This is a genomic window from Aquabacterium sp., from assembly GCF_048860245.1.
Taxonomy (GTDB): domain Bacteria; phylum Pseudomonadota; class Gammaproteobacteria; order Burkholderiales; family Burkholderiaceae_C; genus Aquabacterium.
Genome location: NZ_JBLIZW010000089.1, coordinates 1 through 21896 on the forward strand (window position 1 = coordinate 1; position 21896 = coordinate 21896).

17 protein-coding genes and 1 pseudogene are annotated in these 21896 nt (G+C 62.6%); 7 read left to right on the forward strand and 11 right to left on the reverse strand.

Translation table 11 applies throughout. From position 1 onward, the window contains the following. The 4 genes from ACMV18_RS10245 to ACMV18_RS10260 all read right to left on the reverse strand — a co-directional run. Positions 1-1007, reverse strand: a 1007-nt coding sequence (locus tag ACMV18_RS10245; RefSeq protein ID WP_420817756.1) for an acetyl-CoA C-acyltransferase, incomplete at its 3' end; no start/stop codon positions are given. Positions 1008-1025: 18 nt separating this feature from the next. Next, complete coding sequence (locus ACMV18_RS10250) at positions 1026-3425, reverse strand: 3-hydroxyacyl-CoA dehydrogenase/enoyl-CoA hydratase family protein (RefSeq protein ID WP_420817757.1); 2400 nt, start codon at positions 3423-3425, stop codon at positions 1026-1028. Between the two features lie 81 nt (positions 3426-3506). After that, entirely contained in the window at positions 3507-5297 is a 1791-nt protein-coding gene (locus ACMV18_RS10255) for an acyl-CoA dehydrogenase C-terminal domain-containing protein (protein WP_374259019.1), read from the reverse strand. Positions 5298-5345: 48 nt separating this feature from the next. Next, the gene (locus tag ACMV18_RS10260; RefSeq protein ID WP_374259020.1) at positions 5346-6083 is read right to left on the reverse strand and encodes a TetR/AcrR family transcriptional regulator; all 738 of its coding nucleotides are present in this window, start codon (positions 6081-6083) and stop codon (positions 5346-5348) included. A gap of 245 nt (positions 6084-6328) precedes the next feature. On the opposite strand from ACMV18_RS10260, the gene ACMV18_RS10265 reads away from it, so the two are divergent. Then, the gene (locus tag ACMV18_RS10265; protein WP_374259021.1) at positions 6329-6889 is read left to right on the forward strand and encodes an HNH endonuclease; all 561 of its coding nucleotides are present in this window, start codon (positions 6329-6331) and stop codon (positions 6887-6889) included. Positions 6890-6898: 9 nt separating this feature from the next. Here the strand turns inward: ACMV18_RS10265 and ACMV18_RS10270 are convergent, their stop codons facing one another. Further along, positions 6899-8437: an alkaline phosphatase D family protein gene (locus ACMV18_RS10270; RefSeq protein WP_420817758.1), complete on the reverse strand. Its 1539-nt coding sequence runs from the start codon at positions 8435-8437 to the stop codon at positions 6899-6901. A gap of 167 nt (positions 8438-8604) precedes the next feature. On the opposite strand from ACMV18_RS10270, the gene ACMV18_RS10275 reads away from it, so the two are divergent. The 4 genes from ACMV18_RS10275 (at position 8605) to ACMV18_RS10290 (ending at position 14206) form a co-directional block, all read left to right on the forward strand. Next, on the forward strand, positions 8605-9351 hold the full coding sequence (locus ACMV18_RS10275; protein ID WP_420817759.1) for a PhaM family polyhydroxyalkanoate granule multifunctional regulatory protein: 747 nt from the start codon (positions 8605-8607) through the stop codon (positions 9349-9351). Positions 9352-9368: 17 nt separating this feature from the next. Beyond that, positions 9369-10655 (forward strand): FIST signal transduction protein, encoded by a 1287-nt coding sequence (locus ACMV18_RS10280; protein WP_420817760.1) that lies wholly within the window; start codon positions 9369-9371, stop codon positions 10653-10655. 171 nt (positions 10656-10826) lie between these two features. Continuing rightward, on the forward strand, positions 10827-12137 hold the full coding sequence (locus ACMV18_RS10285; protein WP_420817761.1) for a pectin acetylesterase-family hydrolase: 1311 nt from the start codon (positions 10827-10829) through the stop codon (positions 12135-12137). 248 nt (positions 12138-12385) lie between these two features. Further along, entirely contained in the window at positions 12386-14206 is a 1821-nt protein-coding gene (locus tag ACMV18_RS10290) for an acyl-CoA dehydrogenase C-terminal domain-containing protein (RefSeq protein ID WP_420817762.1), read from the forward strand. Positions 14207-14249: 43 nt separating this feature from the next. Here ACMV18_RS10290 and ACMV18_RS10295 read toward each other — a convergent pair whose 3' ends face one another. After that, positions 14250-15236 (reverse strand): alpha/beta hydrolase, encoded by a 987-nt coding sequence (locus tag ACMV18_RS10295; protein ID WP_420817763.1) that lies wholly within the window; start codon positions 15234-15236, stop codon positions 14250-14252. Between the two features lie 52 nt (positions 15237-15288). After that, positions 15289-16131 (reverse strand): SDR family NAD(P)-dependent oxidoreductase, encoded by an 843-nt coding sequence (locus ACMV18_RS10300; RefSeq protein WP_374259028.1) that lies wholly within the window; start codon positions 16129-16131, stop codon positions 15289-15291. Positions 16132-16395: 264 nt separating this feature from the next. Here ACMV18_RS10300 and ACMV18_RS10305 point away from each other — a divergent pair, with 264 nt between their 5' ends. Together ACMV18_RS10305 and ACMV18_RS10310 are read left to right on the forward strand one after the other, a co-directional pair. Further along, complete coding sequence (locus tag ACMV18_RS10305; protein WP_420817764.1) at positions 16396-17022, forward strand: TetR/AcrR family transcriptional regulator; 627 nt, start codon at positions 16396-16398, stop codon at positions 17020-17022. A 113-nt stretch (positions 17023-17135) separates the two neighbouring features. Then, the gene (locus ACMV18_RS10310) at positions 17136-18299 is read left to right on the forward strand and encodes a D-alanyl-D-alanine carboxypeptidase family protein (protein ID WP_420817765.1); all 1164 of its coding nucleotides are present in this window, start codon (positions 17136-17138) and stop codon (positions 18297-18299) included. A 75-nt stretch (positions 18300-18374) separates the two neighbouring features. Here ACMV18_RS10310 and lipA read toward each other — a convergent pair whose 3' ends face one another. The 4 genes and pseudogenes from lipA to ACMV18_RS10330 form a co-directional block, all read right to left on the reverse strand. Then, the gene (gene lipA, locus ACMV18_RS10315; RefSeq protein WP_420817766.1) at positions 18375-19379 is read right to left on the reverse strand and encodes a lipoyl synthase; all 1005 of its coding nucleotides are present in this window, start codon (positions 19377-19379) and stop codon (positions 18375-18377) included. 104 nt (positions 19380-19483) lie between these two features. Beyond that, a complete protein-coding gene (lipB, locus tag ACMV18_RS10320) occupies positions 19484-20173 on the reverse strand; it encodes a lipoyl(octanoyl) transferase LipB (protein WP_374258950.1) in 690 nt (229 codons plus the stop codon). A gap of 27 nt (positions 20174-20200) precedes the next feature. Then, on the reverse strand, positions 20201-21316 hold the full coding sequence (gene dprA / locus ACMV18_RS10325; RefSeq protein ID WP_420817767.1) for a DNA-processing protein DprA: 1116 nt from the start codon (positions 21314-21316) through the stop codon (positions 20201-20203). 143 nt (positions 21317-21459) lie between these two features. Next, a pseudogene (locus tag ACMV18_RS10330) lies at positions 21460-21896 on the reverse strand (peptidoglycan-binding protein); the annotation flags it as partial.

Genomic DNA, 21896 nt, shown 5'->3' on the forward strand with positions numbered 1-21896 from the left:
TCCTTCAGCACGGCCAGCGATTGAGCAGCGAACGCTTCGTTCAGCTCAACCCAGTCCATGTCGGAGGCCTTCAGGCCAGCGTATTCCAGGGCCTTTGGAATGGCTTCGATCGGGCCGATACCCATGATTTCGGGAGGCACGCCCTTGACGGCGAACGCCACGAACTTGGCCAGAGGCTTCAGACCGTACTTCTCGCAAGCTTCCTTCGAAGCCAGGATCAGGCAGCCAGCGCCGTCAGACGTCTGCGACGAGTTACCGGCCGTGACCGAACCCTTGGCAGCGAACACGGGACGCAGCTTGGCCAGACCTTCCACGGAGGTGTCAGGACGAGCGCCTTCGTCGCGGGTGATGACCTTCTTGGTGATGGTCACTTCGCCGGTTTCGAGGTTAGGCGTACGCACTTCGACTTCGATCGGTGTGGTTTCAGCGTCGAAGAAGCCAGCTTGTTGCGCAGCGATGGCGCGGCGGTGCGATTCGGTCGCGAAAGCGTCTTGCTCAGCGCGGGTGATGCCCCACTGCTCAGCCACCTTCTCGGCGGTCATGCCCATGCCGTAAGCGATGCCGACGTTTTCGTCGAGGTTCACCACGGCGGGGTTGAACGAAGGCTTGGAACCGCCCATGGGCACCATGGACATGGATTCCACGCCACCGGCGATCATGACTTCGGCTTCGCCCACACGGATGCGGTCAGCAGCCATCGACACGGCAGTGATACCGGCCGCGCAGAAGCGGTTCACGGTGGCACCGGCCACGGTCTTGGGCAGACCCGACAGCAGCGTGGCGATCTTGGCCACGTTCATGCCTTGTTCGCCTTCAGGCATCGCGCAGCCAACGATGGCGTCTTCGATGGCAGCAGGATCCAGGGTCGGAACTTGCTTCAGGGCGTTCTTGATGGTGGCCACCAGCAGATCGTCCGGACGGGTGTTCTTGAACACGCCGCGGCCAGACTTGCCGATCGGGGTACGGGTAGCAGCGACGACGTAAACGTCACGAAGTTGTTTAGACATGTGTTTGTCTCCGATCGATCAGTTGCGGACAGGCTTGCCGGTCGACAGCATGCCCATGATGCGCTCTTGCGTCTTGGGGTTGTCCAGCAGCGTGCAGAAGTGCTTGCGCTCCAGGGCGTGCAGGTATTCCTCGCTCACCAGGGTGCCAGCGTCGACGTCACCACCGGTCAGCACGTCTGCAATGCAGGAGCTGATGTAGTAGTCGTGAGCCGAGATGAAGCCGCCATCACGCATGTTGATCAGCGACGATTGCAGCGTGGCCTTGACGTTGCGGCCAGCCACAGGGATCAGCTTCTTGGCAGGAGCGCGGTAACCCGACTCGTACATGGCCTTGACTTGAGCGATGGCCACGTGCAGCACTTCGTCCTTGTGAGGAACGATGATGTCGCCGTCGATCAGGAAGCCGAACTTGCGCGATTCGATCGCAGAAGTACCGACCTTGGCCATGGCCGCAGCCTGGAAGCCTTCCTTCAGGAAGCCCATCAGTTCACCGCCGACTTGGCCGGACACGCCCTTGGAGGGTTCCAGCAGCTCAGCAGCACGGCGAGCCAGGTAAGCCAGACCGCCGCCGCCGGGGATCAGACCCACGCCGACTTCGACCAGACCCACGTAGGTTTCCATGGCAGCCACGCGCTTGGCAGCGTGCACAGCCAGTTCGCAACCGCCGCCCAGGGCCAGACCGTGCATGGCAGCAACGGTCGGCACGTTGGAGTAGCGCAGCGACAGCATGAAGTCTTGCAGAGCCTTCTCGAACGGAGCCACGGCCTTGCCGCCGCCGTTCATGAATGCAGGCATCATCGATTGCAGGTCGGCACCAGCGGAGAAGGGGCCGTCTTGCGTCCAGATGACCATGCCCTTGTAGCCGGCTTCAGCGATTTCCAGGCCCTTGACCAGACCGTTGGTCACAGCTTCGCTGATGGTGTGCATCTTGGACTTGATCGAAGCGATGACCACTTCGTCGTCCAGGGTCCACAGGCGGATGGCACCGTCTTCGAACAGAGTCTTGCCAGCGGTGGTCGCGGCAGGGGCGTTGGAGCCCAGCACGTCTTCACGGAAGAACTGACGCTTGTAGACAGGCAGGTTGCGCTGAGGCACGTACTTGCCAGCCTTGGGCGACCAGGAACCTTCGGCGGTGTGGACACCGTCGCGGCCGTCGAACACCCAAGCGGGCAGCGGAGCCGACGACAGGGCCTTGCCTTCGTCGATGTCAGCCTTGATCCACTCAGCCACTTGCTTCCAGCCGGCTTCTTGCCACAGCTCGAAAGGACCTTGCTTGGCGCCGAAGCCCCAACGCATGGCGAAGTCGATGTCGCGAGCGCATTCAGCGATGGACTCCAGGGTCACAGCAGCGTAGTGGAAGCTGTTGCGCAGGATGGCCCACACGAATTGCGCTTGAGGGTTGGCAGACTCACGCAGAGCCTTCAGGCGCTCGGCAGCGGGCTTCTTCAGGATGTCAACGACTTCCTTGTCGGCCTTGCCGCCAGCAGCAACGTACTCACCCGTGGCAGCGCTGAACTGCAGGATGGTCTTGCCTTCCTTCTTGAAGAAACCTTGCTTGGTCTTCTGACCCAGGAAGCCCTTCTCGATCAGAGAAGTCAGGGCTGCGGGCGTTTCGAACGCGCCGTTGAAAGGATCGTCCTTGGCACCGTTTTGCAGGGTCTTGATGACGTGCGCCATCGTGTCCAGACCGACCACGTCAGCGGTACGGAAAGTCGCGGACGAAGCGCGACCCAGCTTCTTGCCGGTCAGGTCGTCAACGATGTCGTAGCCCAGGCCAGACTTCTCGACTTCGCGGAAGGTCAGCAGCATGCCGGCCACGCCAACGCGGTTGGCGACGAAGTTGGGGGTGTCGTAAGCGCGGATGACGCTCTTGCCCACAGCGGAGGTGGAGAAGGTTTCCAGCTTGTCGACCACTTCAGGAGCGGTGAACTCGGTGGGGATCAGCTCCAGCAGCGCCATGTAGCGCGGAGGGTTGAAGAAGTGGATGCCCAGGAAGCGCGAACGCAGTTGCTCAGGCAACACGTTGGCCATGGCCGTGATGGACAGACCGGAGGTGTTGGTGGCCAGGATGGCGTTGTCGTTGACGAACGGAGCGATCTTCTTGTACAGATCTTCCTTCCAGTCCAGACGTTCGGCGATGGCTTCGATGATCAGGTCGCAGCCACGCAGCACTTCCAGGTGCTCTTCGTAGTTGGCTTGCTGGATCAGCGCTGCGTCTTCGGCCACGCCCAGAGGAGCTGGCTTCAGCTTCTTCAGGTTTTCGACGGCCTTGGTGACGATACCGTTCTTCGGGCCTTCCTTGGCGGGCAGGTCGAACAGAACGACCGGCACCTTGCAGTTGACCAGGTGGGCAGCGATCTGTGCACCCATCACGCCGGCGCCGAGCACGGCCACCTTGCGCACGTTGAATTGACTCATGTTCTCTCCTAGGGGAACTTCAGATTGAGGTGAAATGGCAGCAAGGGAGGAGTGTCCCCCTCCCTCGGAAGAACCTGTCGATTAGAACAGGGCTTCGTCCATTTCCATCAGGGGCTTCAGACCGGCCTTGGCCGTGACCATCAGGGTCTCGACTTCAGGCAGCAGCTTGGCGAAGTAGAAGCGAGCGGTGGCCAGCTTGGCGATGTAGAACTTGTCGCCAGAAGATTGCTTTTCCAGCGCGATCTTGGCCATGCGGGCGAAGAAGTAGGCGTAGACCATGTGGCCCACGACACGCAGGTAGTCGAAAGCGGCGGCGCCGACTTCGTCAGGGTTCTGCATGCCCTTCATGCCGATTTCCATGGTGAAGGCTTGCACCTTCTGACCCAGGTCAGCCAAAGGCTTGGTGAACTCTTGCATTTCGGCGTTGTCGGCGTTTTCCTTGACGAAACGACCCACCAGCTTGCCGAACTTGGTCAGCTTGGCGCCAGCGTCGCCCAGGACCTTACGACCCAACAGGTCCAGCGATTGCACGGTGTTCGTGCCTTCGTAGATCATGTTGATACGTGCGTCACGCACGAACTGCTCCATGCCCCACTCGTGGATGAAGCCGTGGCCGCCGTAGACCTGTTGGCATTCCACCGTGGCCTTGAAGGCGTTTTCGGTGATGAAGGCCTTGACGATCGGAGTCAGCAGAGCGACGGTGTCGCCAGATTCCTTGCGGACGGCTTCGTCAGGGTGGTTGTGTTCCTTGTCCAGTTCGATAGCGGTGAAGTACACCAGCGCACGAGCGGCTTCAGCGTAAGCACGAGCGGTCAGCAGCATGCGACGCACATCGGGGTGAACGATGATGGGGTCAGCAGCCAGGTCAGGACGCTTGGCGCCAGACAGGGCACGCATCTGGATGCGGTCCTTGGCGTAGGTCACAGCGTTTTCGTAAGCCACTTGGGTCAGACCCAGCGATTGGTTACCCACGCCCAGACGTGCGCCGTTCATCATCACGAACATGGCTGGCAGGCCGCGGTGAGGTTGGCCCACCAAGGTACCGATGGCTTCGTCCAGCACCATTTGTGCCGTGGCGTTACCGTGGATGCCCATCTTGTGCTCCAGGCCGCCGCAGTAGATGCCGTTGCGCGAACCGATGGAACCATCAGCGTTCACGTTGAACTTGGGCACGGCGAACAGGGAGATGCCCTTGGAGCCAGCAGGTGCGTCAGGCAAGCGAGCCAGGACCAAGTGAACGATGTTCTCGGCCATGTCGTGTTCACCAGCAGAGATGAAGATCTTCTGGCCAGTGATCTTGTAGGTGCCGTCGCCAACAGGCTCAGCCTTGGTGCGCAGCAGGCCCAGGTCGGTACCGCAGTGTGGCTCGGTCAAGCACATCGTGCCGGTCCATTCGCCAGAGGTCAGCTTGGGCAGGTAGGTTGCCTTTTGCTCAGGCGTGCCGTGCACTTCCAGGCAAGCGTGAGCGCCGTGGCTCAGGCCGGGGTACATGGTCCAGGCCTGGTTGGCCGAGTTGTTCATTTCATAGATGGCCTGGTTGATCAGCTGAGGCAGACCTTGACCACCGAATTCTGGGTCAGCCGACAGAGCAGACCAGCCGTTTTCGACGTACTGCTTGTAGGCTTCCTTGAAGCCTTCAGGCGTCGTGACTTCGTGTGTTTCCTTGTTCAGGACGCAACCTTGCACGTCGCCCACCAGGTTCAGAGGAGCGATGACTTGCGAAGCGAACTTGCCGCCTTCTTCCAGCACGGCATTGACGGTATCGACATCCAGATCAGCGTACTTGGGGATCTGCTTCAGTTCGTCGACAGCGCCCAGCAGTTCGTGCATCACGAATTGCATGTCGCGCAGCGGAGGATTGTAAGAAGGCATCGTGAAGCTCCTCGGAGAGAAAGGCTCGTTAAAAAAATGAAGTGGGTATCAAAGGGGTGCCGAAGGCGCTGACGCCCCCCCGGCGGTCGCAGCACCCGAAGGCACTGCAGCTCCTGCAGGCATTGCGGCGGCCCCCAGTGCATAGAACTGGATGACACGCTCAAACGCCACGCGGGCCCGCTCCACCGCACCCGGCGAACGCAAGAAGCGCGCGTCGTGGTGCAAGGACAGAATCAGGCCGTGGATCTCGAACAGCATCTGCATGGGATCGGTGTCAGGGCGCAGGTCCCCAACATCAATCGCGATGCGGATGGCTTTCTCCAATGCGCCATGCCACAACAGGACCATGCCTGCCAGGGCATCACGCACCGGACCGGGGCGATCGTCGAATTCGACGGCGCCACTAATATAGATGCAACCGGAGTCAATTTCCGTCGCCACCTTGCTCACCCAGTTCTTGACCAGGGCGCGCAGGCGCGGCAAGCCGCGGGGTTGCGCAATGGCTGGACGGAAAACTTCTTCCTCGAAACGCTCGTGATACTCGCGGATGACCGAGATCTGCAACTCTTCGCGCGAGCCAAAGTGGGCAAACACGCCCGACTTGCTCATGCCGGTGACCTCGGCCAAGGCCCCGATCGACAGGCCCTCGATGCCCATCTGCGAAGCCAGGCTCAATGCGGCCTCCAAGATGGCGGCGCGGGTCTGCTGACCTTTGTGCGCCCCGCGCCCACGCTCACGCGCCACCTCATGGGTGGTGTGGGCGTCATGGGCAGACAGTTGGGCCACAGGCAGTCCTCAAAATAAAACGAACGGTCGTGCTATTTTGCAGAAAATGATGGCGCCTGTGTGACTTGTGGATAAATTTTTTTCGCCAAGTCTGGGGATGTCACCCCCTGAATCAGGTAAAGATGCACAGAAGGTCAGGGTTTCCCCTTAACGCAACAACCTCTCCCCGCAAACGAGTCGACAACGGTTGAGATCGTCACACAAGCTGCACTATTCTGTGCTCATCATCATCTCTCGAGGATGGTATGAACGTGCTGCAACTGGACGTTTCGGGGCGCCCCCAGGCTTGGCTATCGGCCAGGGACGCTGCGCTGCTGTATGCCACCGACCAAATCGCCTGGACGGTGGGCGACCCTTTCATGGTGCTCAGAGGGGGGACACAGCGACTGACCGGACTGCCGTCCCGGCTGGACCTGCATCCCATCATTGCCGTGAGAGGGGCCATGCCAAGCCGGGCGTGGCGTCAACAGCCGTCGCTGTCCAACCCCAAGCTGTTTGCACGTGACCGACAGGTGTGTGCCTACTGCGGGCAGGTCACGCCATGGGATGACTTGACCCGTGAGCACATTCACCCCAAGTCCCGCGGCGGGCAAGACACCTGGATGAACTGCATCACGGCCTGCCGCTCATGCAATGGCCGCAAAGGAAGCCGGACACTGCAGGAGCTCGGCTGGTCCATGCATTACTTGCCATACGTCCCCAGCTTGTATGAGGACATGATCTTGCGAGGCCGGCGCATCGTGGCCGATCAGATGGACTTTCTGCTGGCCAACGTCCCGGCTCACAGTCGGCTCAGACTGAACTGAAAGCGCCGCTCACAGTTTGCGAGGGCCCGGCACACCCCGATCAATCGCATAGCGTGCCTGGGTACGCAAGCGGCTGTCCGCTCGCACCGGATGGGCGGTCGCCCTGAACTCGCAGGTGATTTGCTGGGGCGTGACATCGAGCAGCACATAGCCTCGCTCGTCGCTGCGCACATGCAGCAAGTCAGGATTGGAGCGTTTCATCCAGCTGGTGAGAAGCTCGCTCAAGCCCTGGCTGCTGATGGAGGTGGTCACGATTTCGCTGGCGATCACGGGTGAGGCCGGATCATTCGGGTCCAGGCGCAAGGCCGCTGCCACATGACGATGGACGTCCCCGCCCAGACACACCACGTTGGGGACGCGTGGCTGCGCAATGGCCTCCAGCAAACGCTGGCGTGCGGCAGGATAAGCATCCCATCCGTCGGCGTAGATCAAGGGGCCCAACGGGGTGCGCACCACACCTGGTGCCACCTGCGTGGTCTGCACAATGAACTTCCAGTCGCGCTCGCTGGACGCCAACTCGGCCTCCAGTTCATAGGCCTGACTTTGTCCCAGCATCGTGCGTTCGGGCGCTTTGGCCGCGTCACAGCGCCACAGCAGCTTGCCATCGAAGGGCGCGTGAACGCCGGCACACACGGCGCCATCGCGGTACTGGCGCGTGTCGACAGTCCAGAACTCTGCCAACCTGCCCCACTGATAGTGGCCGTGCAGCGGCATGCTGGGCCCCACCGGCGCACGGTGTGGCGACAGGGGCATGTGCTCGAAATACGCGCGGTATGCCGCCGTGCGCACGCGCAAGAACAGTTCGGGGTCGCCCAACTCCGCGCTGCTCAAGCCCGCGTAGTCGGCAGCGACTTCATGGTCATCCCACGTCAGCAACCAGGGGTGAGCGGCATGGCTGGCGCGCAGGTCCGCATCGAGCTTGTAGGCCGCATGGTGCATCCGGTAATGCGCCAAGTTGCGTTCGGCCACCGGCGGCATCACGTGAGGATGGCGGCGCACGCGCTGGTAGGCACGCGCTTGCGACCCATAGATGTAATCGCCCACAAAGAGCACGAGGTCCACATCGGCTGCGGCAATCTCGCGATGGGCTGTGAAGTAACCCATCTCGTAGTGCTGACAAGATGCCAACGCCACGCGCAGGTGGCCCGTGGCGGTGTCGGGCGCCGGTGCGGTGCGGGTACGTCCGACCGGGCTGCGCTGGCCACCCGCCTCAAAGCGGTAGAAATAGGTTCGATCAGGTTGCAAGCCGTTGACGTCGACATGGACACTGTGCCCGGCATCCGGGTGCGCGGTGGCCACGCCGTTGCGCACAATGCGCGCAAAGCGCTCATCCAATGCGATGTCCCAGCGCACGGGCACCGGCCGAGGTGGCATGCCGCCATCGGGGGTCAGCGGCTGCGGGGCCAGACGCGTCCAAATCACCACGGCATCCGGGCGAGGCTCACCACTGGCCACACCCAGGGTGAAGGCGTCTGCAGTCGGCAGCCAGACCTCCGGCACCACGCTTTGCGCGTGCGCACTGGTCGCCATCACCTGCTGCCAAGCCATCGCGGCAGCAAGACGGGCAAGATGAGAAAACAGATTTCGGCGTTGCATGAAGCCGCCGATTATGCGGTGCAACCCGAAGATGTCTTCGCAGCGCGTTGAAGGAAGCGCACAATCAAGCCATTGGACTGCCCCGTTTTGCCCTCCGCCCATTTTGGAAGGAACTTCGCATGCCCACGCGCCCCGGCACCCCTGATCCGTCTGGCTCCACCTCTGATCATTCCGCTTTTGGCGGCTTGGGAGGCGGTCTGAATTTTTTCCAAGACTGGCTGAAAGCCGCTGGCAGCGCACTGCCGCATTTGGCGGGCAAACAGTCAGCTCCCGGCATGCCCGCCTGGAGCATGCCCACGCTGGACCCTGAAGAACTGGACAAGCGCATTCAGGACCTCAAGACGGTTCAGTTCTGGCTGGAGCAGAACGCACGCATGATCGCCATGACGATTCAGGGCCTGGAGGTGCAGCGCATGACGCTGTCGACGCTCAAAGGCATGAATGTGTCGGTCGACGCCCTGCGGGAAAAGTTGATGGCCCGCGTGCCCGACACCCCTGTGACGCCCCCGGAGGCATCCACGCCAGACTCGGCGCAGCCGAGCACCCCCACGGAAGCCAGCGAGTCAGCTGGCGCCGACATGGTGAATCCCATGCAGTGGTGGAACACGCTCACTCAGCAGTTCTCGCATCTGGCGACACAGGCCACGCAAACGGCGCAATCCGTTGGCGAGAGTGTGGGCGCCTCGATGACCGACATGATGGCCAAGGCGCAAGCGGCCACCGCTGCGGCCGCGCAGTCAGCCAGTGAGCCTGCCGCCACATCGGCATCGGCCAAAAAGTCCCCCGCCAGCAAGACCGGTCGCAAAACTGCCAGCAAGCCGGCCAACAAAACCGCGGCCCCTCGCCCCCGAGCCAGCAAGCGCTGACAAGCTGGAGCCGCATCGTGCCCCCATCGCCACCCTTGCGCTTTGTGTGTGCCCACGGGACCCATCCTCGTGCGGAGTTGGCATTGGAGTTGGTGTGGGCACAACTGGCATCCCAAGGGGTCGCCGAGATGCAACCGACCTTGGGCTGGGTGTATCTGACCGATGACCTGGCTGCCGAGGCCAGTGTGGTGCTGGCTGGCTTGCATCACCGCTTACCCAACGTGGCTTGGGTGGGCGCGGTAGGGGTGGGCGTCCTCGCCAACGAGGTGGAATATGCCGATGAGCCCGCGCTGGTGGTCATGGTGTGCAACCTCCCGGCTGAAAACTTCCGACTCTTTCACGGACGCCAACCCTTGCCAGCCTTGTCGTCGTGGCGACACTCTGGTCCGCTGCGTGAGCTGGTCGGCGACAAGATTGGCGCTTGGCACACCCACACCGCTCAAGTTCACGCAGACGGGCAGACGCCCGACCTGCCGGACTTGCTGGCGGAGCTGGCCGAGCGAACGGAAACAGGCTTTTTGTTTGGTGGGCTGAGCGCAGGGCGAGCCGCCAACCATGTGCACCTGGCGCTGGACCCGCACGGCGCTGACCCCATGGGGCAATCTGCCCAGACACCGGATCAAGGCCTGTGGCAGGGTGGTTTGTCCGGGGTGGCGTTTAACCAGCGCGTGCGCATCGTGTCGCGCGTGACCCAGGGATGTGAACCCGTCGGTCCACGCAGAGAAGTCACGGCCTGCGAGCGCAACATCGTCTACGAACTGGACGGTCAACCGGCACTGCAGTGCCTGCTGCAAGACTTGGGCGTCAACACCACGGTGACCGCCCCCGACTGGCCTCGTGACGCCCTGCCCCGCATGCGAGCCACACTGGTGGGCATCAGCGAAGCCGATGAAGCGCTCATGGCGCACGGCGCGCATTTCGGGGCCGACACCCGTGTTCGGCATCTGATCGGGCTGGACCCGGCGCGGCAAGGGCTGGCCGTCAGCGACATGATCACCCCGGGCATGCAACTGGCGTTCTGTCAGCGACATGCACAAGCGGCGCGCCAAGACCTGATCCGCATTTGCGCGGAAATCCGCGAAGAATTTGATCCGACGGACCACCCTGGACGCCCACCTGCCGGCGCCATCTACATCAGCTGCGCAGGTCGCGGCGGCCATCACTTTGGTGCGCCCCACGCAGAGATGGCCATCATTGCGCACGCCTTGGGCGACATCCCCTTGGTTGGCTTCTTCGCTGGCGGCGAAATCGCGCGACACCACCTATACGGCTACACCGGGATTCTGTCCGTATTTGGAACCTAGTCGCGTTTATCACATCGCATTCTGTTTCGCTAGGTGAGTTCCCGACAGCCTCGGGTTACCCTGAGCAGGCGTTATCCGAATCGCGTCAAATGCCACGGATTCATAGACTGAGTGCTGAATACAACCACGGCGGCTGACGACAGTTCGCCTCACTCAGAGAGATTCCTGACCATGCGACTGATTCGTCTGCCTCAACTGGCCCTGCTGGCTGCCTTGGCCCCCGCAGCGGCTTCTGCCGCGTACCTTCAGTGGGAGGCCGTGACCCTGCCCGCCAGCACGGGCGCTTCGTGCGGCAACGGCACGCCGTATCGCTTCTTCGTCAACAAGACCCCCTTCACCTCCAAGACCGTGGTGATCTTTGAAGGCGGTGGCGCCTGCTGGGATCAAAACGCCTGCGCGGGCAAAGGCTCCGGACCACTGGGGCTGTCCATCCTGTCGGCATCCAATCCGAACGGCGTCCCCACGGACTACATGACCAACATCCTCAGCGTGCTCAACGGCGGTTTGTCCGGCGTGGCGCTGGGTGGCTTGATCACGCCATTCTCGATGCGTCTGCATCCGCTGCAGTCGGTTCAGACTCAAAGCTGGAACATCGTGTACGCCCCGTACTGCACGGGTGACGTGCACACCGGCAACAAGGTCACGGCCTACTCGGACGCCGACCCCGCCAATCCACGCATTCAGTATCACCGCGGCAGTGTCAACGGCTACGCCATGGCGCAATGGCTGGGCGCCAACTTCAAACAACCCGCTCAGTTGTTGGTGACCGGTTTCTCGGCGGGCGGTGCCGGCAGCACGGCCAACTACGCCTGGCTGCGCAACGCCATGAACCCGAAGAAGTCGGCCCTGCTGGCGGACTCGGGCCCGCTGTTCCAGGTCAACCGCACCGACAGCCCCGACGTCTCGCCGTCCGTGCACCTGCACAACAAGATCCGTGACGTGTGGGGCCTGGATGGCGCAGACGGCCTGGTCACCAAACTGCTGACCAAGTACCCCTACGCTGGCACCGCCGACAACCTGGGCTCCTTGAGCACGGGCCTGGCCAAAATCTTCCCGAACGACCGCCTGAACTTCAGCACGCTGCAGCAAGACGGCATTTACTCGGCCTTCTCGTACACCTCGTTCTACCCCGAGATCGCCGCCGCCGCATCCGGCACGCCACGCGACACGCTGCTGAACAAGAAATGGACCGTGGAAGTCAACAAGTGGGTAGACGGCATGAAGCCGTACCCCAACGTGGGCTACTACGTGCCCTTCTACCGCGACCTGCTGAAGTCGCACACGCTGACCACCGTCACCTTTGCAGGCACCGCCATCAAGGAAGCCAACATCAGCAGCCTGAAGGTGGTCGTGGATGACCTGATCGATGGCTCCGGCACCCCGATCCGTGCCTTCGAAACCCAGAAGAACACGCAAAACACCAGCGTGCCAGGTTGGCTGGACACCCTGCTGCAGCCTGTGTACAAGCTGTTGGGCCTGTAATTCGACCTTTGCTCCCGAAGTTGAAGAGGTGCGGCCGCCGCACCTCTTTCCTTTTTCCCCCGCCCGATCAGCGGGGTTTTTTATGAGCACACACCCCTCGTTTAAGGCCCCAAGCCAAACGAACCTCGCACAACGGTGCGTCGCTGCGGTATAAATTCGCCTGATTCAAACATTCGTTTGAAATGAACGATCGTTTGATCCGTGATCAGACAAAGCCCGAACCGGGCAGACAACATTTGAGGTGACTCATGCCGCAATACAAGGCGCCACTGCGCGACATGCGCTTCTTGCTCAATGAAGTGTTCGACTACGCCGGGCACTACGCCACGCTGCCCAACGCCGAAGATGCCACCCCAGACATGGTCGACGCCATCATGGAAGGCTGCGCCACGTTTTGCGAGGAAGTGCTGGCGCCCCTGAACCTGTCGGGCGACCAAGAGGGCTGCACCATTCACGATGGCGAGGTCACCACCCCCAAAGGCTTCAAAGAGGCCTATGCCGAATACGTGGCGGGCGGCTGGCAAGGCATCTCCCACCCCAAGGAATACGGCGGCCAAGAGTTGCCCATGTCCCTGAACCTGCTCAAATCAGAAATGATGGGCACGGCCAACTGGTCCTTCACCATGTATCCGGGCCTGAGCCTGGGCTGCATGAACACCATTTTCCAGTTTGGCAGCGATGCCCAGAAGAAGACCTACATGCCCCCGCTGGTCAGCGGTGAGTGGACCGGCACCATGTGTCTGACGGAGCCCCAATGCGGCACCGACCTGGGCCAGGTCAAGACCAAGGCGGAGCCCCAGGCCGACGGCACCTACAAGATCACCGGCACCAAGATCTTCATCTCGGCCGGCGAGCACGACTTGGCTCACAACATCATCCACATCGTGTTGGCCCGTCTGCCCGATGCCCCCAAGGGCACGCGCGGTATCTCGCTGTTCATCGTGCCCAAGTTCCTGATCAATGCCGATGGCACGCTGGGTGCGCGCAACCCGGTGAAGGCTGGCGCACTGGAACACAAGATGGGCATCCGCGCATCAGCCACCTGCGTCATGAACTTCGACGAGGCGGTTGGCTACATGATTGCCGAGCCCAACAAGGGCCTGGAAGCCATGTTCACGTTCATGAACACCGCCCGCATCGGCACCGCCGTGCAGGGGTTGGCGCATGCCGAACTGTCGTACCAAGGGTCCCTGCCCTACGCCAAGGAGCGTCGATCCATGCGCGCTCTGTCCGGCAAGAAGGACGCCGACCATGTGGCCGATGCCCTGATCTGGCACGCCGACGTGCGCCGCATGTTGCTGACCCAGCGCGCCATTGCAGAAGGGGCGCGCGGCATGATTTACCACGCGGCCAAATTGGCCGACTTGATGGTGACGGCCGTGGGCACCGGCGACCAGGCGCAGTACGAAGCGTATGACGACAAGCTGGGCTTCTACACCCCCATCCTCAAGGGCTTCATCACCGAAATGGGCCTGGAGTGCGCCAACCTGGGCATGCAGGTCTTTGGCGGCCATGGCTACATCAAGGAACACGGCATGGAGCAGATCGCACGCGATGCGCGCATCTCCACGCTGTACGAAGGCACCACCGGCATCCAGGCGCTGGACCTGCTGGGCCGCAAGGTGCTGTTGACCACCCGCGGCAAGTGCATCAAGGACTTCACCAACGAGATGCTGGCGCAAGCCAAGCCGCATCTGCTGGACGGCGGCCCCATTGGCAAGATGGCACGTGCCGCAGCCAAGCGCGCCCTGCAATGGAAGGCTTTGACCTTGCGCATCATGCTGCGCGCCGCCAAAGACCGCGACACCGTGAGCGCCGCCTGCTACGACTACCTGATGTATTCAGGCTTCGTGATGATGGGGCACTTCTGGCTCAAGCAAGCGCTGGTTGCGCAAGCCAAGTTGAAGCAAGGCGGCAAGGACACCGCCGAGTTCTATCAAGCCAAGCTGCAAACCGCCGAGTTCTACTTCGAGCGACTGCTGCCACGCGCCGATGGTCACAAGCAAAGCATGCTGTCACCCACCCGTGCACTCATGCAAATGGATCAGGAGCATTTCAGCTTCGCCTGAGGCGCCCCAAAGTAAAAAGCCCTGCTCAGCAGGGCTTTTTTGTTCACGCCGCCCACTGGCGCTGCATGAACTCTGCGATGCGCATCAGGGCGCGATCGGCACTGGGCAACAACCCGGCGTGCACATGAAACACGTGCCAGCGCTTCATGTAGACCTCCATCTCGATTGGGCGGCCGGCGGCGGTAGCCTCACGCACCAGCCAGTCGGCGCTGTCGTACAGCACTTCGTCTTCACCCACCTGCAGCAAGGTGGGCGGCAGGCTCGAGAGGTCCTGCTTCATCGGATCGGCCCAAGGGTGGCTCATGGGCACCTGAAGTGCCGCCATCACTGACTCGGCCAGCGACAGTCGGATCACCGGGTCCGCCGCGGACTTGGGATGGTCGGTCGCATGCAACATGGCATCAAACTGCAAGGCTGGCGAGATCATCACCAGACCCGCAGGCTGCGGCCACCCTTTCTGGGCCGCGATCGCCGACAGCATGTACGTCAAGGAACCGCCCGCCGAATCGCCCGCCACCACGATTTGCTCGCCACGCCACCCTTCTGCCAGCAAAGCCTGGTAGCACATCAGGGCATCATCAATCTGAGCTGGAAAGCGCGCCTCAGGTCCAAGCCGGTAGTCCGGCACGATCACAGTGGCGCCCGTCAACGCACACAAACGACGCGTGATGGGACGGTGCGTGCGAGGGCTGCCCGCGATAAAGCCGCCACCATGCAGGTACAGAATGACATGCTGCGTGGCTTGCGCATCACGCGGGCGAATGCGCTCCACAGGCAAGGCACCGATGCGCTCATGCGTCACCACCGCACGGCGATCTTGCGGCATCAATCGTGCCCCGGCACCAATGGCCAAGCGCTGAACCGCAAAGGGCCACGGCGGACCAAAGAAGGGCTTCACCCCAAACCGCATGGCGGCCCGCAGCAGCGGCGCCATGATGCGTTCACGCAGATTGGCTGGAGGCTGGTACCGCTGAATCAAAGGCTGAGCCTGTGCTTCCTGAGTTGCATCCAAACGCGGAAGAGCTGACATCACAACACTCCTGGTCAATCGGGTCGGGTAGGGATGACGTGCCGTCGAGGCATCAACCCATCATGGTCTTGCGAGAAAAATACGTGGTCAGCGGCTGATACCAGGACCCGAAAATGCGCACGATCTTGTCCAGGAACTTGGCATCTGGCCCCACCAGCACGCGCCGCTTGTTCCCCTCGACCGCACGCAGGATCTGCAGGGCTGCGCTCTCAGCCGTTGTGGTGTTGAGCATCTTGTCGAAGCGGCGCTTGGCGGCTTCCGCGCTGCTGCCCGTCTTGGCCGTGATGCTGTTGTCCATGCGGGCATCACGCGCGATGTTGGTCCGAATGCCACCCGGGTGCACGCAGGTGGCGCTCACGCCGCAGTTCTCCAGATCCAGCTCCTGACGCAAGGCCTCGGTGAACCCCCGCACCGCAAACTTGCTGCTGTTGTAGGTGCCCTGCGTGGGCAGCGCCAGCAAACCAAACAAGCTCGACGTGTTGATGATGTGGCCTTCGCCCGCCTTCTTCAAATGCGGCAAGAACGCCTGGGTTCCCCACACCACGCCCCAGAAGTTGATGCCCATGATCCATTCGAAATCTTCGGGCTTGACGGTTTCCAGGAAGGCGCCCAACGCCACCCCGGCATTGTTGAAAATCAGATTGACCTTGCCGTGGTCGCGCACCACCTGGTCAGCCCACGCCACCATCTCGTCACGCTTGGCCACATTGACCTTGGCGGTGGTGACCTTCACGCCCAGCTTGGTTGCCAGTTGCGCCGTCTCGGCCAACCCGGCCTCATTGACATCACTCAATGCCAGATGACAGCCGCGGCGAGCCAATTCCAGCGCCAGCGTGCGGCCCATGCCCGATGCAGCCCCCGTGATGGCTGCCACCTTGTTTTTGAATTGCTTCATGGATCAATCTCGGTCCGTGTAGAGGAAAATCAGGCCTGCGCCCCCCAGAAGCCGGGGGGCACAACTGGCCAGAACCCGCGTTTGCCTCATTGGCTCCAGCGCAAAGCTCAGGCAAGATGCCCCACCTTGTCGGGCCTCATTGACATGAGGCGATTTGACAATGGTTAATTTCAAAAATAGTATTTGACAATGGTTGTTTCCAGAAACAGGGAAAACCCTCCACCCCCCTCTGCTTCAGGGCCGATTGGCCGACGCTATGGGGGCGTGGATCCGCAGGAACGCCAACGCCAGCGTCAGGCACGCTTGATCGAGGCCGGTCTGGCCGTCTTCGGGGACCAGGGCTACCACCACTCCACCGTGCGAGATGTGTGTGGTCGCGCCCAATTGACCTCCCGCTATTTCTACGAATCGTTCGACAGCATGGAAGCGCTGTTCCGTGCCGTCTACATCTCGGTCAACCGAGAGTTGATGCAGGCCACGGTGCTGACCCTCGCCCAGTGCGAACCACAGCCTGAAAAGCTGGCCGAAGCGGCGCTGCGCACCTTCCTCACCTTCGTGCGTGATGACCCCCGGCGCGCCCGTGTGGCCCTGATTGATGCGCTCAACGCCGGTGAAGGCATGGCCTCGGTCACCGACCAGACCACGCAAGACTTTGCGCACCTGATTGCTGGCTTCATGCAGCAGATGTTTCCGCGACTGGCCCAGCACAAGCTGGACCACCTCATGATGGCCAGCGGCCTGGTGGGCGCCTGCACCCGCGTCACCACCCAATGGGTGGTCGACAAATGCCGCACGCCGCTGGAAGACGTGCTGCGCAATGTGCTGATGCTGTTCCACGCCACGATTGCCCACGCGCGCACGCTGGACCAAGCCGCCGCCAAACAAGACTGATCCACTCAAAGGCTCGCCCACGTCACACAAGTGCGGCCGGCCTTTGCGACAATGTCGCCTCGCCTCAAACAGAGTGCTTGAGGCCCGTTACGCCACGACACGGATACCCAACCATGAATGCCCGCCTGCGCTGGTTCGCCCAGCCTCTGACCGCCCTCACGCTCGCCGTGGGTCTCGTCGCCGCCGCCCACGCTGCTGTCACGGTGGCGCCTCCGCCCCCGCTGACCAACAAGGCCTACATCGTCATGGACTTTGATTCGGGCCGCGTTCTGGCCGAATCCAACGCAGACCAGCCCCTGCCGCCGGCGTCCATGACCAAGATGATGACCAGCTACATCGTCGAGCAAGCCCTGAAGTCCGGCCGACTCAAGCCCACGGACCCGGTGCACGTCAGCGAATACGCCTGGTGCCGCGGCACCAGCGCCGAATCGTGCATGTACCTGCCGCTCAACAGCTCGGCCTCGGTGATCGACATGCTGCGCGGCATCATCATCCAGTCCGGTAACGACGCCTCCAAGGCCGTGGCCGAACACCTGGCTGGCAACGAGCCGGCTTTTGCCACGCTGATGAACAACGAGGCGCAACGCCTGGGCATGAAGAACTCCCACTTCATGAACGCCACCGGCCTGCCTGACCCCGCACACAAGGCCTCGGCCCGTGACCTGGCCACGCTGGCGCGCGCCATCATCCGTGACAGCTCCGAGTACTACAGCATCTACGCCGAGAAGGACTTCACCTTCAACGGCATCAAGCAAGGCAACCGCAACGCCCTGCTGTACACCGACCCCACCGTGGATGGTCTCAAGACCGGCCACACCGAAGAAGCCGGCTACTGCCTGACCGCCTCGTCCAAGCGCAACGGCCAGCGACTGATCTCGGTGGTGATGGGCACGTCGAGCATGCAGGATCGTGCCGACCAAACCCGCGCGCTGTTCAACTGGGGCTTTGCCAACTACGAAAACGTCAAGCCCGTGGCCGCTGGCACCGTGATGGCCGAGGCCCCCGTGCGCTTTGGCAAGGTGGACACCGTCAAGGCCGTGCCTGCGCAAGACGTGACCGCCACGATCCCCCGCGGCCATGCCGCCGAGATCAAGTCCACGGTCACCCTCAACCCCGACCTGACCGCCCCATTTGCCAAGGGCGCCGTGGTGGGCAAGGTCGTGATCACCCTGGATGGTCAGGTGCAAGGCGAGCAAGCCCTGGTGGCGCAAGACGCCGTGGAAGAAGCCGGATTCTTCCGCAAGCTCTGGCAGCGCATCCTGTCGTGGTTCAAGTGATCCTACGCTGACCTCGCCCAACAAAAAGGGAGCCTCTTGAGGCTCCCTTTTTCATGTCGGCACCCGCCTGAACCGTCAGACCTGCACTCCGGCCTGCATGGCCTGCTTGTCCGCGTGATACGAACTGCGCACCATGGCACCCACGGCGGCGTGGGTGAAGCCCATGTCCAGCGCGGCTTGCTCGTAGGCTTTGAAGGTATCGGGGTGAACGTAGCGGCGCACCGGCAGGTGGTGGCCGGACGGCGCCAGATACTGTCCGATCGTGATCATGTCGATGTTGTGCGCGCGCATGTCACGCATCACCTGATAGACCTCTTCGTCGGTTTCGCCCAAGCCCACCATGATGCCGCTCTTGGTGGGGATCTCGGGGAACAGGGCCTTGAACTTCTTGAGCAAATTCAGGCTGAACTGATAGTCGGAACCCGGGCGCGCCTCTTTGTAAAGGCGGGGCGAGGTCTCCAGGTTGTGGTTCATCACATCGGGCGGTGCGGCCTTCAGGATCTCCAGCGCGCGATCATCGCGACCACGGAAGTCGGGCACCAGGATTTCAATGCGCGTCTGCGGCGACAGCTCACGAATCTGCCGGATGCACTCCACAAAGTGGCCAGCGCCACCGTCGCGCAGGTCATCGCGGTCCACCGAGGTGATCACCACGTACTTGAGCTTGAGCGCGGCAATGGTCTTGGCCAGGTTGGCGGGCTCGTTCACATCCAGTGGATCGGGGCGACCGTGCCCCACATCACAGAAGGGGCAGCGACGGGTGCACTTGTCCCCCATGATCATGAAGGTGGCCGTGCCGTGACCAAAGCACTCACCGATGTTCGGGCACGAGGCCTCTTCACACACGGTGTTGAGCTTGTGCTCGCGCAAGATGTTCTTGATCTCGTAAAAGCGCGTGCTGGGCGAGCCGGCTTTCACGCGAATCCAGTCGGGCTTCTTCAGAATTTCGCTGGCCGGCACCACCTTGATGGGAATGCGCGAGGTCTTGGCCTGCGCCTTCTGTTTGGCCGTCGGGTCGTAAGCGGCGGGCGCCGCGGGCTGCTCATCAGCCGGTGGGGTGGGCGTGCGTTCTGAAGTCATGTCGCAAAGTAGATGAAGGCATGGCCCGCCGGGTCAGCAGGCCTGACAAAACGGCCGCAGCGGGTAGCGCAGCCGGTCTGCCACTGTAGCCGATTCGGGCTCGCTCAGGGGGCCAAGCGACTGTCGAGGTGCCCTGCCAGCACGGCAGCCACTTCTTCCGGACTCACCTGCACGCCGATCGAGGCCAGATCCACCGTGGCCAAACCCGCATAGCCGCAGGGGTTGATGCGACCAAACGGCGTCAGGTCCATGTCCACATTCAAGGACATGCCGTGGTAGGTGCAATGCTGCGTCACCTTGATGCCCAGTGCGGCCACCTTGCCCAAGCCCTTGAACGGATCACGGGGATCGGGCGGCTCGGTCAACGCGGCGTGCGCAAACGGATCGTTCACGCGCACATAAATGCCCGGCGCCCCCGCCACCCGGTGCCCGGTCACGCCGAAGTGCATCAGCGTACGGATGATGGCCTCTTCCAGTCGGTACACGTACTCCTTGACGAAGTAGCCCCGGCGACGCAGGTCCAGCAAGGGGTAGGCAACTACCTGCCCGGGGCCGTGATACGTCACCTGCCCGCCCCGATTGGTCTGCACCACCGGGATGTGATCGGGCCCGGGCGGATTGAGCAGCACGTGCTCCGCCTTGCCCGCCAGTCCCTGCGTGTACACCGGCGGATGCTGGCAAATCCAGATCTCGTCCGGCGTGTCGGGCGCGCGTTGCTCGGTGAAGGCCGCCATGGCAGCCATCGTGGGTTCGTAGGGCACCAGGCCCAGGTACTTGATGGTGGTCACGGTCATGATTATCACCAGAGCCGCGCGCCGAACTCAGGCTGCACCCACACGCTGAAACAACTGCCCGGGCAAACGCGCCACCTGCCCCAGCAGCTCCAGCTCCAACAGGCGTGCCCCCAATTCGGCCGGCCCCCAGCCCGTTCGGGCAGACAAGGCTTCCTGGCTGACCGGGTCGTAGCCCATGGCGGCCAAGAGGGGATCCAAAGACGCATCGCCCTCGTCCGGCGATGTCAGCATGGTCGGCTCTGCCCCGCCCTCCGGCGCCGACACATGCAACTCCTCCAGCACATCCTGTGCGGTCTCGACCAGTTTGGCGCCTTGGCGGATCAGCGCATGACACCCGCGCGACTGCGGCGAATGGATCGAGCCGGGTATGGCCAGCACCTCGCGCCCCATGTCCAGCGCCAGCCGCGCCGTGATCAGCGACCCTGACTGCACGGCGGCTTCGACCACCAAGGTGCCTTGGGCCAGCGCCGCCACGATGCGATTGCGCTTGGGGAAATGCGCCGGCAGCGGCCCCGTCCCCAGCAAAAACTCACTGAGCAGCAAGCCATGCTGCGTGATGCGCTGCGCCAGCGCGGCATGCGCCTTCGGGTAGATCACATCGATGCCCGTGCCCAACACCGCCACCGTTCGGCCCTCGGGCGCATCCATGGCGCCCTCATGCGCAGCGGCGTCCACCCCTCGCGCCAGCCCAGACACCACGGTCACACCCGCTTGCGCCAGCGCCCGGGCAAAAGCGCGCGCATTGTCGGCCCCTTGTGGCGTGGGGTGGCGGCTACCCACCACCGCCACAGCAGGCCCTTGCAACGCAGCCAGCTGCCCTTGAGCAAACAGCACCAGGGGTGGGTTGGCGGCCGCCAGCAAGCGGGCGGGGTATCGCGGATCCGCCAGCGTCAGCAGATGCCGATCCCCCGAGCCCTCGGCCAGCCACTTCTGCGTCGCCACCCCTTGCGGATGCAAGTCGGGCGGAACCTCCGTCAACGCGGCCACCTCGCGAGCCGACACAAGCGATGCCAAGGCTGCGGGCGATGCCGAAAAAATGGCTTGCGGGGAGCCCAGATTGGCCAGCAAGCGCCGCGCGGTCACCGGCCCCACGTGGGGCGTGAGGAGCAAACGCAACCAAGCCCACAACTCATCCCGATCCATGCCAACCTTTCCCTTCTCCAGACGCAACAACGCCGGGCCACCTCACACACTGGGTGTGACATGCGCCCGGCGCCCTAGTGTCCGTCAAGGCCGAGGATCTGCGGCCGCCCCTCATGGGGGATCCGCCACCCTCGATCCTGCGGTCAAGGTTGCGTGAAGCGATCCCCTGCCTTCACCGGATCCTGTGCGGACAGGATCAAGGCATACGACATGCGATTGAACACGCGGAAGACAAACAGCAAGCCATGACGCTCGTCTGGCAGCTTGATCACGGCACGGTCACCCGACACAGCGTCGCGCATCACCTTGCCGTCGCGCCACAGCGCCATCACATGACCACGCTCCATGCCATCCTGGCTGCCACGATTGAGCACCACGATCTGGTTTTGACCCGCGGTCAGGGCTTCACCGTAGATCGATACGATCTGACCACCCATGTCCTTGTTGGGCGCATGAGGCACCAGGTTATCGAACTCGCGCGGCGGCACAGGGGCCAGACGGTCACCCACACCGGCCTCCTGGCGGATGCTGGACACCGTGAACGTGGATGGAATGATCGCGGGATTCCCATCGGCGCCCG